The 14,842-nt window shown below is 57.1% G+C and carries 15 protein-coding genes; 11 read left to right on the top strand and 4 right to left on the bottom strand.

The genetic code is table 11. From position 1 onward, the window contains the following. Positions 1 to 73 precede the first annotated feature (73 nt). Together L1065_RS01015 and L1065_RS01010 are read right to left on the bottom strand one after the other, a co-directional pair. Complete coding sequence (locus L1065_RS01015; RefSeq protein ID WP_237093586.1) at positions 74 to 745, bottom strand: hypothetical protein; 672 nt, start codon at positions 743 to 745, stop codon at positions 74 to 76. Between the two features lie 23 nt (positions 746 to 768). Continuing rightward, positions 769 to 1,770, bottom strand: a complete 1,002-nt coding sequence (locus tag L1065_RS01010; protein ID WP_237094514.1) for a GlxA family transcriptional regulator — start codon at positions 1,768 to 1,770, stop codon at positions 769 to 771. A 226-nt stretch (positions 1,771 to 1,996) separates the two neighbouring features. Between L1065_RS01010 and L1065_RS01005 the strand changes: the two genes are divergently transcribed. After that, positions 1,997 to 3,367 carry a class II 3-deoxy-7-phosphoheptulonate synthase gene (locus tag L1065_RS01005; RefSeq protein WP_237093585.1) on the top strand — a complete coding sequence of 457 codons (1,371 nt, stop codon included), beginning with the start codon at positions 1,997 to 1,999 and terminating at the stop codon, positions 3,365 to 3,367. A gap of 88 nt (positions 3,368 to 3,455) precedes the next feature. Here L1065_RS01005 and L1065_RS01000 read toward each other — a convergent pair whose 3' ends face one another. Next, positions 3,456 to 4,160 carry a PAS domain-containing protein gene (locus L1065_RS01000; RefSeq protein ID WP_237093584.1) on the bottom strand — a complete coding sequence of 235 codons (705 nt, stop codon included), beginning with the start codon at positions 4,158 to 4,160 and terminating at the stop codon, positions 3,456 to 3,458. 174 nt (positions 4,161 to 4,334) lie between these two features. On the opposite strand from L1065_RS01000, the gene L1065_RS00995 reads away from it, so the two are divergent. Genes L1065_RS00995 through L1065_RS00980 form a run of 4 tightly spaced genes read left to right on the top strand, consistent with a single transcriptional unit; the run spans position 4,335 to position 7,582 of the window. Then, positions 4,335 to 5,228 carry a YicC/YloC family endoribonuclease gene (locus L1065_RS00995; protein WP_237093583.1) on the top strand — a complete coding sequence of 298 codons (894 nt, stop codon included), beginning with the start codon at positions 4,335 to 4,337 and terminating at the stop codon, positions 5,226 to 5,228. Between the two features lie 4 nt (positions 5,229 to 5,232). Then, positions 5,233 to 5,883 (top strand): guanylate kinase, encoded by a 651-nt coding sequence (gene gmk / locus L1065_RS00990; protein WP_237093582.1) that lies wholly within the window; start codon positions 5,233 to 5,235, stop codon positions 5,881 to 5,883. Further along, positions 5,880 to 6,401, top strand: coding sequence for a gamma carbonic anhydrase family protein (locus L1065_RS00985; RefSeq protein WP_237093581.1), 522 nt, complete (start codon positions 5,880 to 5,882; stop codon positions 6,399 to 6,401). Before gmk ends, L1065_RS00985 begins: the two co-directional genes overlap by 4 nt. Next, entirely contained in the window at positions 6,398 to 7,582 is a 1,185-nt protein-coding gene (locus L1065_RS00980) for a PLP-dependent aspartate aminotransferase family protein (RefSeq protein WP_237093580.1), read from the top strand. The genes L1065_RS00985 and L1065_RS00980 overlap by 4 nt, the downstream gene beginning before the upstream one ends. Here the strand turns inward: L1065_RS00980 and L1065_RS00975 are convergent. Continuing rightward, on the bottom strand, positions 7,579 to 7,923 hold the full coding sequence (locus tag L1065_RS00975) for a hypothetical protein (protein ID WP_237093579.1): 345 nt from the start codon (positions 7,921 to 7,923) through the stop codon (positions 7,579 to 7,581). The two genes, L1065_RS00980 and L1065_RS00975, sit on opposite strands and share 4 nt — an antisense overlap. Positions 7,924 to 8,120: 197 nt before the next feature. Here L1065_RS00975 and L1065_RS00970 point away from each other — a divergent pair, with 197 nt between their 5' ends. From L1065_RS00970 to phoU, 6 genes are all read left to right on the top strand, one after another. Next, positions 8,121 to 9,173 carry an ATP-binding protein gene (locus L1065_RS00970; protein ID WP_237093578.1) on the top strand — a complete coding sequence of 351 codons (1,053 nt, stop codon included), beginning with the start codon at positions 8,121 to 8,123 and terminating at the stop codon, positions 9,171 to 9,173. Positions 9,174 to 9,357: 184 nt separating this feature from the next. Beyond that, entirely contained in the window at positions 9,358 to 10,392 is a 1,035-nt protein-coding gene (locus L1065_RS00965; RefSeq protein ID WP_237093577.1) for a substrate-binding domain-containing protein, read from the top strand. 69 nt (positions 10,393 to 10,461) lie between these two features. Next, positions 10,462 to 11,934, top strand: coding sequence for a phosphate ABC transporter permease subunit PstC (gene pstC / locus L1065_RS00960; protein ID WP_237093576.1), 1,473 nt, complete (start codon positions 10,462 to 10,464; stop codon positions 11,932 to 11,934). After that, the gene (gene pstA, locus L1065_RS00955) at positions 11,934 to 13,304 is read left to right on the top strand and encodes a phosphate ABC transporter permease PstA (protein ID WP_237093575.1); all 1,371 of its coding nucleotides are present in this window, start codon (positions 11,934 to 11,936) and stop codon (positions 13,302 to 13,304) included. Before pstC ends, pstA begins: the two co-directional genes overlap by 1 nt. Positions 13,305 to 13,319: 15 nt before the next feature. After that, the gene (gene pstB / locus L1065_RS00950; protein WP_237093574.1) at positions 13,320 to 14,114 is read left to right on the top strand and encodes a phosphate ABC transporter ATP-binding protein PstB; all 795 of its coding nucleotides are present in this window, start codon (positions 13,320 to 13,322) and stop codon (positions 14,112 to 14,114) included. Between the two features lie 5 nt (positions 14,115 to 14,119). Then, positions 14,120 to 14,836, top strand: a complete 717-nt coding sequence (gene phoU, locus L1065_RS00945) for a phosphate signaling complex protein PhoU (RefSeq protein ID WP_237093573.1) — start codon at positions 14,120 to 14,122, stop codon at positions 14,834 to 14,836. The last annotated feature ends 6 nt before the right edge of the window (positions 14,837 to 14,842 follow it).

The raw sequence follows: 14,842 nt of genomic DNA, 5'->3' as shown, positions 1-14,842 counted from the left end.
TCTTCATTGTTGTCGAAATACCTCGGGGTTTGGGGCAGCGCCCCAACAAAGTATGATGTGCGGGCTTGCCCGCTCATTTGGGTCCCTTCATGTAAGCGCGCGTGAGGATACTGCTCGCGTAGCTTGCTAAATCCTTTCGTATCTCACGTTCAAACCAAGGGCCACTTGCTGCGCGTCCTGCGAATAAGGCCTTGCTTATGTCCTGCGCCGCGGGTGTGTCGTCCAGCCAATCAGTCAGCGATTGCCAAAATCCATCACCGAGCATCAGAAAATAGGCGCTCACCTGCGCCCAGAACTCTGGGGGCTCGTTCTGCCGCGCGTTGATATTCTTGTCGATATCGACCTGCGTGTTCAGCGCTTTTTGCATCGCATCGAAATATCGCAAAATCAGATAGCCCCCGAGGCTCTTGATGTGCCAGTGTTTTGTTTGAAGCAGGTCATGGCCGACCACGCTGCCCCGAAATTGTGCCCCATAGATCAATCCACCTTCATCACACAGACACAGCGCACGGCCCTCCCAGATCGTCGTGCCGCGTACCGCGACACCTGTCGATTTGAACGGCAACGACAGATCATTGCGGAAATACCAGTCGGGGTGATCCAGCGCTGGAAATGCCGGTTCACAGGTGTTGCGCAGCGACGGAAAGGGCACATGGGGCACATCAAACCGATGCACAAACCGCGCCGCCAGCCTGTCCAGATCATTGGCGTGGGGGTGACGATCCGCCTGGGCAATCACCTCCACCTCGCGCAATTTCGGGTAGGATGCTATATCGACAGCCGCGCTGCTTGCGCACCGCGCTCCCTGTAAGGCGTGGTCTGGTAATGCGAGCGGTAGCATTTGGAGAAATGCGACGGCGACGCAAACCCGCAGGCCAGCGCCACATTGATCACACTCATATCCGTCTGCATCAGCAGGTTGCGCGCTTTTTGCAGGCGTAATTCCATGTAGTAGCGCTTGGGACTGCGGTTCAGGTAGCGGCGAAACAGCCGTTCCAGCTGGCGCGTCGACATGCCGACCTCCTTGGCCAGGATCGACGGGCTTATCGGCTCTTCGATATTGGCTTCCATCATCTGGATCACTTGGCTCAGTTTCGGATGACGCACGCCAATTCGGGTGGGAATGGACAGCCTCTGTGTGTCCTGATCGGTGCGGATAGAGCTATAGATCAACTGATCGGCCACCGCGTTTGTCAGCTCTTCACCATGGTCATTGGCAATCAGCTTGAGCATCAGATCAATCGATGCAGTTCCACCGGCGGTCGTGTAACGGTTGCCGTCCATGACAAACACCGATTTGGTCAATTCGACCTCTTCAAACTCTTCGGCAAAACTGTCGGAGTTTTCCCAATGGATTGTGGCTTTCTTTCCATCCAGCAATCCCGCTTTGGCCAGCGAATAGCCCGCTGTGCACAGCCCCGCCATTGTGACGCCGCGCCGCGCTTCACGGCGGATCCAGTTCAACAACCGCTTGGTTGTTGCCGCCTGCACATCAATGCCGCCACACAAAACAACCACGTCATCGCGCAGCTGTTCTTCCAGATCGGCATCCACCACATAGGAAATCCCCGCAGAGCATTTGACGATATCGCCACCTTCACCAACAAGATGCCACGAATAGAGCACGCTACCGGCCATACGATTCGCAATCCGCAAGGCCTCAACCGCGGCCGAAAAAGACAACATGCTGAAATTATCCAGCAAAACAAAGACAAACCGTTTCGGCTTATTGGGGGCGGTGACGGGAACTGTCGTGCGCGTTTCGCTCATGGTGCAAACCTTTTGCAGGCGTATCGTGGTCAAGCCTGCTCAGTTTTGGCACCGCTTTTCAAGAGCAATTCGATGCTGCGCTGCGTCATCTATAAGCGAAAAACCCGTTTTGCCCGCACATGACCCATTGGCCTTATCCACAAGCTCGTTTAACAAAGGTGCGTGGTATCGCTAACGGCGGGGCCACAGCAATAGATGTTACCCATTCCACAAGGGACTTAGGACGATGAGCAACTGGCAAAAAACCGCATGGCGCAACAAACCCCGCGTGCAGATGCCCGACTATACCGATGCAGCCGCATTGGCCGATGTCGAGGCCCAGTTGCGCCGCTATCCCCCTTTGGTCTTTGCCGGTGAAGCGCGCCGCCTGCGCAGTGAACTGGCGGCTGCCTCGCGGGGGGAAGCGTTTTTGTTGCAAGGCGGCGATTGCGCCGAAAGCTTTGCTGAATTCAGTGCCGACACCATCCGCGATACCTTCAAAGTCATGCTGCAAATGGCGATGGTTCTGACCTATGGCGCAAAGGTGCCTGTGGTCAAAGTGGGCCGTATGGCAGGACAATTTGCCAAACCACGGTCGGCACCCACCGAGGTGAAATCGGATGTCGAACTGCCAAGCTACCGCGGTGATATCATCAACGGCTTCGACTTCACGCCAGAAGCGCGCATCCCCGATCCGCAGCGCATGTTGCAGGCCTACACCCAAGCCGCCGCATCGCTGAACCTTGTGCGGGCGTTTTCGACAGGCGGCTATGCCGATGTGCATCAGGTCCACGCTTGGACGCTTGGCTTTACCGAAAGTGAAAAAGCCGCGAAATACCGTGATCTGGCCGACCGCATCAGCGATACGCTCGACTTTATGAAGGCCGCAGGCGTCAATCAGGAAACAGCGCATACGCTGCAGGCCGTGGATTTCTACACCAGCCACGAAGCGCTGCTGCTGGAATATGAAGAAGCGTTGTGCCGCGAAGACAGCACCACAGGTCTGCCCATCGCAGGCTCGGGTCATATGATCTGGATCGGCGATCGCACGCGCCAGCCCGATGGGGCGCATGTCGAATTCTGCCGCGGCGTGCAAAACCCGATCGGTTTGAAATGTGGCCCGACCACAACCGAAGAGGATCTCAAGGTTCTGATGTCCAAACTGAACCCCGAAAACGAAGCTGGTCGTCTGACGCTTATCGCGCGGTTTGGGGCAGGCAGCGTGGGCGATCATCTTCCACGGCTGATCAAGACTGTAAAGCAGGAAGGGGCCAATGTGCTTTGGTCCTGTGATCCGATGCACGGCAACACCATCAAATCGTCCTCTGGCTACAAAACGCGCCCCTTTGACAGCGTGCTGCGCGAAGTGCGCGAATTCTTTGGCATCCACGCCGCCGAAGGCACCATCCCGGGCGGTGTGCATTTTGAAATGACAGGCAAAGACGTGACCGAATGCACCGGCGGTGTCCGCGCCGTCACCGACGAAGACCTGTCGGCACGGTATCACACAGCCTGTGACCCACGTCTGAACGCCAGCCAAGCGCTGGAACTGGCCTTCCTGGTGTCGGAAGAGCTGTCGAACCGCCGCGCAGATGCCCGTCAGGCCGCTGCAAGCTAACGGTTTTGTTCCGCAAACAAGAGAAAGGCTCCGTATCTTACGGAGCCTGTTTTATCAGTAAGTTATGGCTTTAAGTTAATGTATCACATTAACTTTGACAGTCGATCAGAGTGAGCGCAGGGCGCTTTTCGTCCAGCGCACGTTTGGCATGGATCTCACGCACGGTCGCAAGCTCACGTTCCAGTTTTGCGGCACGGTCTTGCGCGTTTGGAACGGGTCGCGGCGCATCTGTCTCAACAGGGCGAACAGACACATCGCAAATCGTACAACGGCGCGGCGCGCGTCCCAGTTTGCTACGCGTTTCCAAAGCGCCCAAGACGCGCGTGACCTGCCTATCATCATCCAGCAGCGGCAGCAGGATCATCTTTCCATCCAAAGGCGGCTGACCAATGCGGCCTTCAGACCGAAGCGTCATCTCAACCACCGAAGGTTGGGCAAAGACCGTCTCAAGCGCGTCAGACAGCCGAATACGGTCTTGCGGTTCAATGAAACTGGCCAGCGGCATCCCGCGCACTTCCAGCCCCAACAGATCGCTCAGGTGCATCCCCGCCAACCGCAGCCGCGCAATTCCTGGCGCAATCCGTTCTGCGATAAACGCATATTCCAAGGCGTTCTCGATCCCGCGGGGGTTCACGTCGCGTCGGGCTGGAATGGTCTGACCATGTCGCAACCCCTGCCAATAGGCCTCAACCGTATCAATCGCAGGGTAGCGCAGATTGCGGTTGTATTCGAAAATCGACACAACTGCCTTGGCCTCTGCCGATGCTTGCCCGTCTCCCATTGTCTGCCTCATCGTCTCGAACCCTTTGTTTTCGGTTGATCTGTGTATGACACAACCCGCCCCAGATTTGGCGTTCTTTCTTACCAAATGGTTAATGCTTACCAAAGCGTTAAAGGATCAGCACAACCCTTGCGGCGCGGCGCATTTGGCGGCAAGAGAGGGGGCAAACGGATTAAGGATCAGCCCATGCCACAGGTCACGCGCCATTCGATGACAGGCTTTGCCAATGCCAGTGGTGCGGCAGGCGATATCACATGGACCTGGGATATGCGGGCGGTCAACGGCAAAAGCCTTGATGTGCGTTTGCGCGTCCCCGACTGGATGACAGGGCTGGAAGACGGCGCCCGCAAAAAGGTGGCCGCGGCAATGGCGCGGGGCAATGTCACGCTGAATGCCCGTGTCACGCGCGATGAAACACTGGCCCAACCGCGTATCAACGAAGCCGCACTTGGCGCCGTTCTCAAAGCGCTGGCGCATATTGAACAAGCCGCGATGGATGCGGATGTCACCACCGTTGCGCCTTCGACTGTTGAGGTTTTGGCCCAACGCGGGGTGCTGGAGACCACCGCTGCCGATCAGGACACAAAGCCGCTTTTGAATGCAATTCTTGCCCATCTGGACGAGGTGATCGCCGCGTTCAATGCCAACCGTGCCGCTGAAGGGGCGCGTCTGGCACAGGTTGTATCGGGTCAGGTCAGCACCATCGAAAAGCTTACGGCGGACGCAGACGCCCTTCAGGATCGCCGCCGCGCGGATATGGACGCACGATTCAGAACCGCGCTGGACCGCGTGGCCGACACCGCCGAGCCAGAGCGCGTTGCCCAGGAAATTGCCATGATCGCGGTCAAAGCCGATGTCACTGAAGAGCTGGACCGCCTGCGCGCGCATATCGCTGCTGCGCGCGATCTGTTGGCAACGGACGGTCCCATCGGTCGCAAGCTCGATTTCCTGAGCCAAGAGTTCAACCGCGAGGCAAATACCCTGTGCGCCAAGGCCCAACATGCTGAGCTGACGGCCATTGGTCTGGACCTCAAACTCGTCATCGACCAGATGCGCGAGCAAATCCAAAATCTGGAGTAACCCCATGTCCCAAGCTGCCGACCGACGCGGTCTTTTGATCATCCTGTCTTCGCCCTCGGGCGCGGGGAAATCCACTTTGGCAGGGCGGTTGATGAAATGGGACGCCAGCTTGTCATTCAGCGTATCGGCCACCACGCGGCCGCCGCGCACAGGCGAAAGCCACGGTGTGCAATACTATTTCGAAACCCGCGAACGGTTTGAACAGATGGTGGCCGATGGTGACATGCTGGAACATGCCGAGGTCTTTACAAATCTTTACGGCAGCCCCCGTGCACCTGTTGAAGCCGCGATTGCCGCGGGCCGCGACGTGCTGTTCGACATTGATTGGCAAGGCGGACAACAAATCCGCAATTCGCGTCTGGGGCGCAATGCGCTGTCCATTTTCATCCTTCCACCCTCCATCGCAGAATTGGAGCGCCGTTTGCGCAACCGCGCCCAGGACAGCGATGAGGTGATCGCCGGGCGGATGAAAAAATCCCGCGACGAAATCAGCCACTGGCCCGAATATGACTATGTTCTGATCAACGACGATCTGGACGTAACCGAAGCCAAACTGAAAACCATCATCAGCGCCGAGCGCATGCGCCTGAGCCAGCAGCCAAATCTGGCAGATATTGTGCGCGGCTTGAACGCAGAATTTGAGGCCCGCCAATGACCATTTACGCTCTTGATGGAACCCAACCGCAGATCGCCGCAGATGCATGGGTGGCCGCGGACGCCAATGTGATTGGCGATGTCGTGCTTGAGGCTGCATCCTCTGTCTGGTTCGGTGCAACGCTGCGCGGCGACAATGAACGTATCACCGTGGGCCGCGGTTCAAATGTGCAAGAAGGCAGCGTGCTGCATACCGATATGGGCTATCCGCTGATGATCGGGGAAAACTGCACCATCGGTCACAAGGCAATTCTTCACGGCTGCATCATCGGCGACAACAGCCTGATCGGGATGGGCGCAACGGTGCTGAACGGGGCGGTGATTGGGAAGAACTGTCTGATCGGGGCAGGGGCCTTGGTCACCGAAGGCAAGGTTATTCCCGATGGATCGCTGGTGATGGGAGCCCCTGGTAAAGTCGTGCGCGCCCTTGATGACGCTGCGATCAACGGGCTGACCCTGTCCGCCCTTGGGTATCAGAAAAATGCGGCGCGTTTCGCCAAAGGACTGAAAAAGCTATGACCGACACCCCATCCATTGTGCGGCGCATGCCGTTTCCCGACAGCTCCAGCCGCGCTGTCGTTACACCGTTGCAACCGTCTGTTGTCTATTCCAGCGACACCCCCGATGCGCTGGACGCGCAATACGAAGGCCGCGCACAGGGCTACACCTATGCACGCGAAGGGCACCCCAATGCCGATGTTCTGGCACGCAAGATTGACCAGCTGGAAGGTGTGACGCCGCAGATGGGCGAAGGCTTCATCACGGGCAGCGGTATGGCGGCGATTTCTGCTGTCATGCTTGGGCTGTGCCGTGCGGGCGATCATGTGCTTGGCGGCGATCAGCTTTACGGGCGCAGCCTGCGTATGATGCACGAAGATCTGCCCGCCCTTGGCATCACAACAAGCGTGGCCGATCCCACCAATGCCGATGCCTTTGCCGCGGCCATGCGACCCGACACCAAGCTGGTGTTGCTTGAGGTCGTCAGCAACCCGACCCTGCGCGTGGCCGACATCGAAGAGATCGCCAAACTCTGTCGGGACCGTGGTGTGCTGTTGGTGATCGATAACACATTCACAACGCCGCGCGGCTTTCGTGCTTTTGACTTTGGCGCCGATGTTGTTGTCCATTCGGTGACAAAACTGCTTGCCGGACATTCGGACGTCACGCTTGGATATGTCGCGGCCCGCACGCCACAGATGCGCGATGCGATGTTGCTCAAATCCGTGACATGGGGTTTGACGCCGTCACCATTTGATTGCTGGCTTGCCGAACGCGGCCTTTATTCGTTTGAGCTTCGTTTTGATCGGGCCCAAGACAACGCCGCACGATTGGCAGATGCATTGGCCCTGCACCCCAAGGTCGAAAAAGTGCTCTACCCGGGCCGAACAGATCACCCCGATCATAACCGCGTGCGCGCGCTCGTTGGCGACAATGCCGGCAATATGGTGAGTTTCATTCTGAGGGGCGAACGCGCAGAAACAAACGCGTTTGTGGGCGCTTTGGACAATGTGGCGTTTGCGCCAACCTTGGGGGATATCGGCACAACATTGTCCCAACCGGCCACATCGTCGCACCGTGCGCTGAGCGTGCAGGATCGATTGGCGCTTGGTATGCCCGAAGGGTTTTTTCGGATTTCTGTCGGGGTCGAAGATGCCGAACTGCTGATCGCAGAATTTACCAAGGCGCTGGACGCTGTCTAAGCATCCGCAAGCTCTGGCAGGGTGATCAGTGATATGTCCACATCCGGTGCGGCCTTTTGCAATTCGCGCAACACAACTTTGCGCTGCGCCAGTGGCGGCGCCATCACGCAATATTCCCCCTTGAAGGCCAGGGCATTCAGCGTTGTGGCGACCTCAAACGCATCGCCGCGCGTATCAAAAAGGCTGGACACGACCAAGGGGGGCAGGTCTTCGGCCGTGTGCAATTTCGCGAACTGCGAAAAGCTGGCATGTTGAAACTGCGTGAGGTCTTGATAATTGCATGTCTCGCACGGCGGCAGGACGGGCATTTCGTAACCAAGGATCAGAACATGGTCTGGCATCTGTGTCTGGCTGAAATCCATGCCACACTTTTGGCGCACGCAGTGGTTTGCGTGTCTCTTGCTATTGCACATTGGTCCCAATTCTCACAACCTCGCCCCATAACCTAAATACACCATTTAGGCGAAAGGTTCCAAGAAATTCGCACCTAGGTTGCATTTTTCATAGGCGCTGCGCGGATAACCCAAAGGGTGTTACGATGAACACGACCCAAATGTTGGCGAATTTTCTGCGGGTTTTACCGCTGCCGACGCTGCTGTTGGACGAGGACGGGCGCATATTGGCCGCAAACGCGCCTGCCCAAGAGATTTTGGGCAATGGCATTACAGGTCGCCACTACATCACAGCCCTGCGCCAACCGCCCGCCTTGGACGCGATTGAGCGCGCCTTGGTGCAAAAACATGTCGCCAGCGCACCGTTTTTGTCGACGATTGCGCAAAGCGATGTAACCTACCGCGTGGAATGTGCGCCTTTCGATATCGGCGGTGCCAGCGTCTTTGCCGTCAGTTTTCATGACGAAACAGACGCACAGAACACGCAACAGATGCGCAGCGATTTTGTGGCTGATGTCAGCCATGAATTGAAAACGCCACTGACCTCGATCCTTGGGTTTATCGAGACGTTGCAAGGCCCTGCCGCCAAGGATCCAAACGCCCAAGCGCGGTTTTTGGACCTGATGCAGACCGAGGCCAGACGCATGGATGCTTTGGTGCGTGATTTGTTGTCGTTGAACCGTGTGGAGGCCGATGAACGGTTGCGCCCGACGGATATGGTTGATGTGCAAAAGGTCATTGCGGATGCGGTTCAGCTTGTGACGCCGCTGGCCCAAACCCGTAACACCCGCTTGGTGATGCCAAGCGGGAATGGTCGTTTTGAGGTGACAGGCGATGCCGCGCAACTGACGCAAGTGGTGCGCAACCTTTTGGAAAACGCAGTTCTTTACAGCCCTGAAAACAGCGCGGTGACGGTCCATTTGACGGGGCCGCAATACGCCGCGCGTTTGCGCCGCGAGGCGTTGACCATTTCGGTCATCGACCAGGGGGTTGGCATTGATCCGCTGCATCTGCCGCGTGTGACGGAACGGTTTTACCGCGTCGATGATCACCGTGCACGTGCGATGGGCGGCACGGGGCTTGGCCTTGCGATCGTCAAACACATCATCAACCGCCACAACGGGCGGCTGGAGATTGAAAGCCAAGTGAATCACGGCAGCACCTTTCATGTCATTTTGCCAATATCTGCCGCGTCCTGAGCGCAGAGCGCGAGAAACCACCAATTTAATTACAACCTATTATCAACAGGTTAACGCAGCGAACGGTGCTGTCATAAAACCGTTACACAACTGTCACAAAACTCTGTGCAAACGGGCCTAAACCGACTCGAAGATCAGGTCGCTATTTGGCCTGGTGACATATCAAAACAGGGAGCTGCCCCATATGTCTTTCGTAAAACTTACCGTCTCTTCCATTGCCATTTGCGCCATCGCCGCACCCGCATTTGCGCGTGACAACGTGCAGGTCGCAGGTTCTTCCACGGTTCTGCCATATGCCTCTATCGTGGCCGAAGCCTTTGGCGAGAACTTTGATTTTCCGACACCTGTTGTGGAATCAGGCGGCTCCTCGGCTGGCCTGAAGCGGTTTTGTGAGGGCGTCGGCGCCAATACAATCGATATCGCCAATGCATCGCGAGCGATCCGCGAAAAAGAGATTGCTACCTGTGCGGCCAACGGTGTGAGCGATATTATCGAAGTGCGCATCGGCTATGACGGCATCGTTTTTGCCAATGATCTGAATGGTCATGCCTTTGAGTTCACCCAAGCCGATTGGTTTTTGGCTCTTGCGCCCAAAATTGCCAAAGACGGTGCGATCATCGACAACCCCAACCAGACATGGGCCGATGTGAACCCTGCGTTTCCAGCCCAACCGATTGCGGCGTTTATCCCGGGCACCAAGCATGGCACGCGTGAAGTGTTTGAAGAAAAAGTGCTGGCCGTAGGGTGTGAAGCAACAGGTGCCTTTGACGCGATGATTGCCGCGGGCATGTCCGAAGATGATGCAGAAGATGCCTGTATCGCCGTGCGCACAGATGGTCTGTCAACAGATATTGACGGCGATTACACCGAAACACTGGCGCGGATTGATGCCAACAAGGATGGCATTGGTGTCTTTGGTTTGGCGTTCTACGAGCAAAACACAGACAGCCTTCAGGTCGCTACGATGGCAGGGGTTGTGCCGACCGTCGAAAGCATCGCAACGGGGCAATATCCTGTGTCGCGCCCGCTGTATTTCTACCTCAAAAAAGCGCATATCGGTGTGATCCCGGGCCTCAAGGACTTTGCAGAGTTTTTCGTGATGGATGAGGTTGCCGGTCCTGACGGTCCGCTGGCCGAATACGGCTTGGTTTCCGATCCTGAGCTTGAAGCCACCCAAACAATGATTGCCGAAGAGCAGACCATGGGCCTGGGCAGCTAGAACCATATCAATCCCCCCGCGCGCCGAGACGTCAGGCGCGCGGGTTTTTTTGAACAAGGGACGCAGTTAATGTCGTCAGGTCTTTTGCTCTTGATCATTCTGGCCATTGCTGGCGCGGGTTACACCGCGTCGCGCAAGCGCGTCATGCAACTGGCGCACGGCGAAATCCGTGCGCTTCATTCGCGTCCCAACTATTACGGTATGGCCACGGCGTTGATGGTGCTTGTGCCGACGCTGATCGCCTTTGCGGTCTGGTCGCTTGCACAGCCGCAGATTGTGACCAACGCGGCGACCAAGGCCCTGCCCACTGCGGCTATCCCAGACGGGCAGACCATTGGCCTTGTGATGTCGGATGTGCAACGTGTTGCGGACGGGTTGGATCAAGCCATCGAACAAGGGCTGATCACGCGTGATGCCGCGGCCAATCTTGTAAGCCAGGACACAGATATTCGCGCCGTTCTGGGGCAGGCGGGTGTCGCGCTTGGATCTGATGTGCATGCAGGTGTTCTTGCGGCGGCACAGGTCTATCGCACCACGCAAAGCACAGGCAACCTGTGGCGCAGTGTGGTCCTGATTGTGCTGGCCCTTGCGGCCTTGGGCTTTGGGCTGGCACGCAGCACACCGCAGTTTCGCGCCAGAAATACCGTTGAAAAAACCATGCGCGGGATGTTGTTGGCAGCCGCCTGCGTGGCAATCCTGACCACGGTTGGCATTGTCTTTTCGCTGATCTTCAACACCATCGATTTCTTTTCGCTTTATCCCGCGCGGGATTTCTTTTTGTCGCTGACATGGTCGCCCAGTTTTGGTGGCGGCTCGTCGCTTGGGGTGTTCCCGCTGCTGTGGGGCACGCTTTACATCAGCGTGATTGCCTTGGTCGTTGCAGTGCCGATTGGCCTTTTTGCCGCGATCTACCTGTCGGAATATGCCAGCCCGAAGGTGCGTGCGGTGGCCAAACCCCTGCTTGAGGTTTTGGCAGGCATTCCGACAATCGTTTACGGGCTGTTTGCCTTGCTGACCGTGGGGCCCTTGCTGGTCAGCATTTTTGGTGATGGCGGCAGCCTTGGCGTGTCTTGGATGCAGGGCGGCACGGCTGTGATGACCGCAGGCCTTGTGATGGGCATTATGCTGATCCCGTTCGTGTCATCGCTATCGGACGATATTATCAACGCGGTACCCCAGACCATGCGGGACGGATCGCTTGGGCTTGGGGCCACGCCGTCGGAAACCATCCGACAGGTGGTTTTGCCTGCGGCATTGCCGGGCATTGTGGGGGCCATCTTGCTTGCGGCCTCGCGCGCGATTGGCGAAACCATGATCGTGGTTTTGGGGGCAGGGGCCGCTGCACGGCTGTCGATGAACCCGTTTGATGCCATGACAACTGTTACCGCCAAGATCGTCAGCCAGCTGACGGGGGACGCGGATTTCGCCAGCCCCGAGGTTTTGGTGGCCTTTGCCTTGGCGATGACGCTTTTCGTGATCACCCTTGGCTTGAATGTGTTTGCCCTGCGCATCGTGCGCAAATACCGGGAGCAATACGACTGATGACCGACACCAGCCACATCTCCCGCGCGCCGCGCACATCGTCGCTTTTGACCGAAGATGCCCGCACCAAAAAGCGCAACGCCGCCGAAGCGCGGTTCAAAATTTACGGCATTGTCGCGATTGCCATCGGTCTGCTGTTTTTGCTGGTGTTGCTGACCACGATCATCAGCCGTGGAACAGGCGCGTTCCAGCAAACATTTGTGACCCTGAACGTCGAATTGCAGGAAAGCCGTTTGGACAAAAGCGGCGCGCGCGACATCGAACAGATCAAGAAGGTGTCGACCTTTGGCTACAATCCGCTTTTGGCCGATGCGCTGAGCCAAAGCATCGTCGACAATGGATTTGAGACCGAGATCACCAAAAGCAAGGCCCTGCGCCAACTGCTTTCGACAGGTGCGATTGGCCAGCTGCGCGCGTATGTCATTGCCAACCCCGACCAGATTGGCCAGACGGTCGAGTTTAACTTCATGGCGTCCAGCCGCGTCGACGGATACCTGAAAGGGCGTGTCACGCGCGAGAGCCTTGCCCGCGACAAAAACCTGAGCCCTGCGCATCTTGATCTGGTGGATCAAATGTTGGCCGCGGGCATGATCGAAAAACGCTTTAACGCCGATTTCATTCTGGGGGCGGATGCCTCAAGCAACCGACCTGAACAGGCAGGCATGGGCGTCTCTATGATTGGATCGCTGTTTATGATGCTGGTGGTGCTGCTTTTGTCGGTGCCGATTGGCGTGGCGACCTCGATCTATCTGGAAGAATTTGCCCCCAAAAACAAATTCACCGATCTGATCGAGGTGAATATCTCGAACCTTGCTGCGGTGCCGTCGATTGTGTTCGGTATTCTGGGCCTTGCGTTCTTTATCCAGTTTTCGGGCGGCGTTCTGGGCATCCAGTCGATGAAAGCCAGCGCACCGCTTGTGGGCGGGCTGGTGCTGACATTGATGACCTTGCCCACGATCATCATCTCGACGCGGGCAGCACTCAAGGCGGTGCCGCCTTCAATCCGCGATGCGGCTTTGGGGGTCGGGGCGTCCAAGATGCAGGCGGTGTTTCACCATGTGCTGCCCCTGGCGATGCCAGGTATCTTGACCGGAACCATCATCGGCCTGGCGCAGGCCTTGGGCGAAACGGCACCGTTGTTGTTGATTGGCATGGTGGGCTTTATTGCCTCGAACTATCCCGACAGCATCATGTCGGGGCTGACCGATCCCAACTCGGCCATGCCTGCGCAAATCTTTGAATGGGCCAAACGCTCGGACCCTGCCTTTTATGAACGCGCGTGGGGCGGTATCATTATTTTGCTGGTGTTCTTGATGACAATGAACATCATCGCAATCATCCTGCGTCGCCGCTTTGAGCGCCGCTGGTAGGGGAAGGCAGACATCATGGACGACCTCGGATTTACGGAGACTATCTTGACGCAAGACACAAAAATCTCTGCGCGTGGTGTGCAGGTTTACTACGGCGACAATCACGCCATCAAAGACGTTGATGTCGACATCGAGGACAAGACCGTCACCGCCTTTATCGGGCCATCGGGCTGTGGCAAATCCACCTTCTTGCGCTGCTTGAACCGCATGAATGACACGATTGATATCTGCCGTGTGGAAGGCGACATTCATATCGACGGCGAAGACATCTACGACAGGGCCGTTGATCCGGTGCAACTGCGCGCCAAGGTCGGGATGGTCTTTCAAAAGCCCAACCCGTTCCCGAAGTCGATCTATGATAATGTCGCCTATGGTCCCAAAATTCACGGGCTGGCCAAAAACAAGGCCGAGTTGGACGAAATCGTCGAAAAGGCCCTGCGGCGCGGGGCCATCTGGGACGAGGTCAAAGACCGCCTTGATGCGCCTGGCACGGGGCTGTCGGGTGGGCAGCAACAGCGGTTGTGCATCGCACGCGCCGTGGCGACCGAACCCGAGGTGTTGTTGATGGATGAACCCTGTTCGGCCCTTGACCCGATTGCCACCGCGCAAGTCGAAGAACTGATGGACGAGTTGCGCAAGAACTACAGCCTTGTGATCGTCACACACTCGATGCAGCAGGCCGCGCGGGTCAGTCAGAAAACCGCGTTCTTTCATCTGGGCAATCTGGTGGAGTTTGGCGAAACGGGCCAGATTTTCACCAACCCCCAAGACCCGCGCACCGAAAGCTATATCACTGGACGGATTGGATAAACGACATGAACGATCAGCATATTCTGTCGGCCTATGACCGCGATCTTGAAGGGATCCAATCGCACATCATGAAGATGGGCGGGTTGGTTGAACATTCGATCAAGCTGGCCGCCCAAGCCCTTGAAACCCGTGATCTGGACCTTGCGGCCAATGTGCGCAGCGACGACAAAAAGATCGATGCGCTGGAAGAACAGATCAATCAGGAAGCCGCACGTCTGATTGCGTTGCGCGCGCCCATGGGCCGTGATCTGCGTGCGATCCTGTCGGTGATGAAGATCAGTTCCAATCTAGAACGGATCGGGGATTATTCCAAAAACATGGCCAAACGCACCGCCGTGCTTGCCGAAGCCAACCCGCCCAATGGTGCGGCCAAATCGGTGCGGCGCATGGCGCGCGAGGTTGAACTGATGCTCAAGGATGCGCTGGATGCCTATATCCAGAACGATGCAGATCTGGCCAATGCCGTGATCATCCGCGATGAAGATGTCGATCAGATGTATAACAGCCTGTTTCGCAATTTCCTGACCTATATGATGGAAGATCCGCGCAACATCACGGGCTGTATGCACCTTCAGTTCATTGCCAAAAACGTCGAACGCATGGGCGACCATGTGACTGCTATCGCCGAGCAGGTGATTTATCAGGTCACGGGAGAGATGCCTGATGAGGACCGCCCCAAAGACAATGCCGCGGCTTATGATCCGTCTGCGCAGCCTGGTTAACGGTTG

Origin of the sequence: Nereida sp. MMG025 (assembly GCF_021654165.1) — a bacterium.
Classification (GTDB): domain Bacteria; phylum Pseudomonadota; class Alphaproteobacteria; order Rhodobacterales; family Rhodobacteraceae; genus Nereida.
Note: the sequence above shows the minus strand (reverse complement) of the source record. Positions and strands in the feature narration are given on the sequence as shown.

What these genes read in the sequence shown, in the direction of transcription:
- L1065_RS00970 (WP_237093578.1), top strand. Translation starts at nt 8,121, where the DNA reads ATGAACACGACCCAAATGTTGGCGAATTTTCTGCGGGTTTTACCGCTG.
- L1065_RS00975 (WP_237093579.1), bottom strand. Translation starts at nt 7,923, where the DNA reads ATGCCAGACCATGTTCTGATCCTTGGTTACGAAATGCCCGTCCTGCCG.
- gmk (WP_237093582.1), top strand. Translation starts at nt 5,233, where the DNA reads ATGTCCCAAGCTGCCGACCGACGCGGTCTTTTGATCATCCTGTCTTCG.
- L1065_RS00995 (WP_237093583.1), top strand. Translation starts at nt 4,335, where the DNA reads ATGCCACAGGTCACGCGCCATTCGATGACAGGCTTTGCCAATGCCAGT.
- pstB (WP_237093574.1), top strand. Translation starts at nt 13,320, where the DNA reads ATGGACGACCTCGGATTTACGGAGACTATCTTGACGCAAGACACAAAA.
- L1065_RS00980 (WP_237093580.1), top strand. Translation starts at nt 6,398, where the DNA reads ATGACCGACACCCCATCCATTGTGCGGCGCATGCCGTTTCCCGACAGC.
- L1065_RS00985 (WP_237093581.1), top strand. Translation starts at nt 5,880, where the DNA reads ATGACCATTTACGCTCTTGATGGAACCCAACCGCAGATCGCCGCAGAT.
- L1065_RS01005 (WP_237093585.1), top strand. Translation starts at nt 1,997, where the DNA reads ATGAGCAACTGGCAAAAAACCGCATGGCGCAACAAACCCCGCGTGCAG.
- L1065_RS01000 (WP_237093584.1), bottom strand. Translation starts at nt 4,160, where the DNA reads ATGAGGCAGACAATGGGAGACGGGCAAGCATCGGCAGAGGCCAAGGCA.
- phoU (WP_237093573.1), top strand. Translation starts at nt 14,120, where the DNA reads ATGAACGATCAGCATATTCTGTCGGCCTATGACCGCGATCTTGAAGGG.
- pstC (WP_237093576.1), top strand. Translation starts at nt 10,462, where the DNA reads ATGTCGTCAGGTCTTTTGCTCTTGATCATTCTGGCCATTGCTGGCGCG.
- pstA (WP_237093575.1), top strand. Translation starts at nt 11,934, where the DNA reads ATGACCGACACCAGCCACATCTCCCGCGCGCCGCGCACATCGTCGCTT.
- L1065_RS01010 (WP_237094514.1), bottom strand. Translation starts at nt 1,770, where the DNA reads ATGAGCGAAACGCGCACGACAGTTCCCGTCACCGCCCCCAATAAGCCG.
- L1065_RS00965 (WP_237093577.1), top strand. Translation starts at nt 9,358, where the DNA reads ATGTCTTTCGTAAAACTTACCGTCTCTTCCATTGCCATTTGCGCCATC.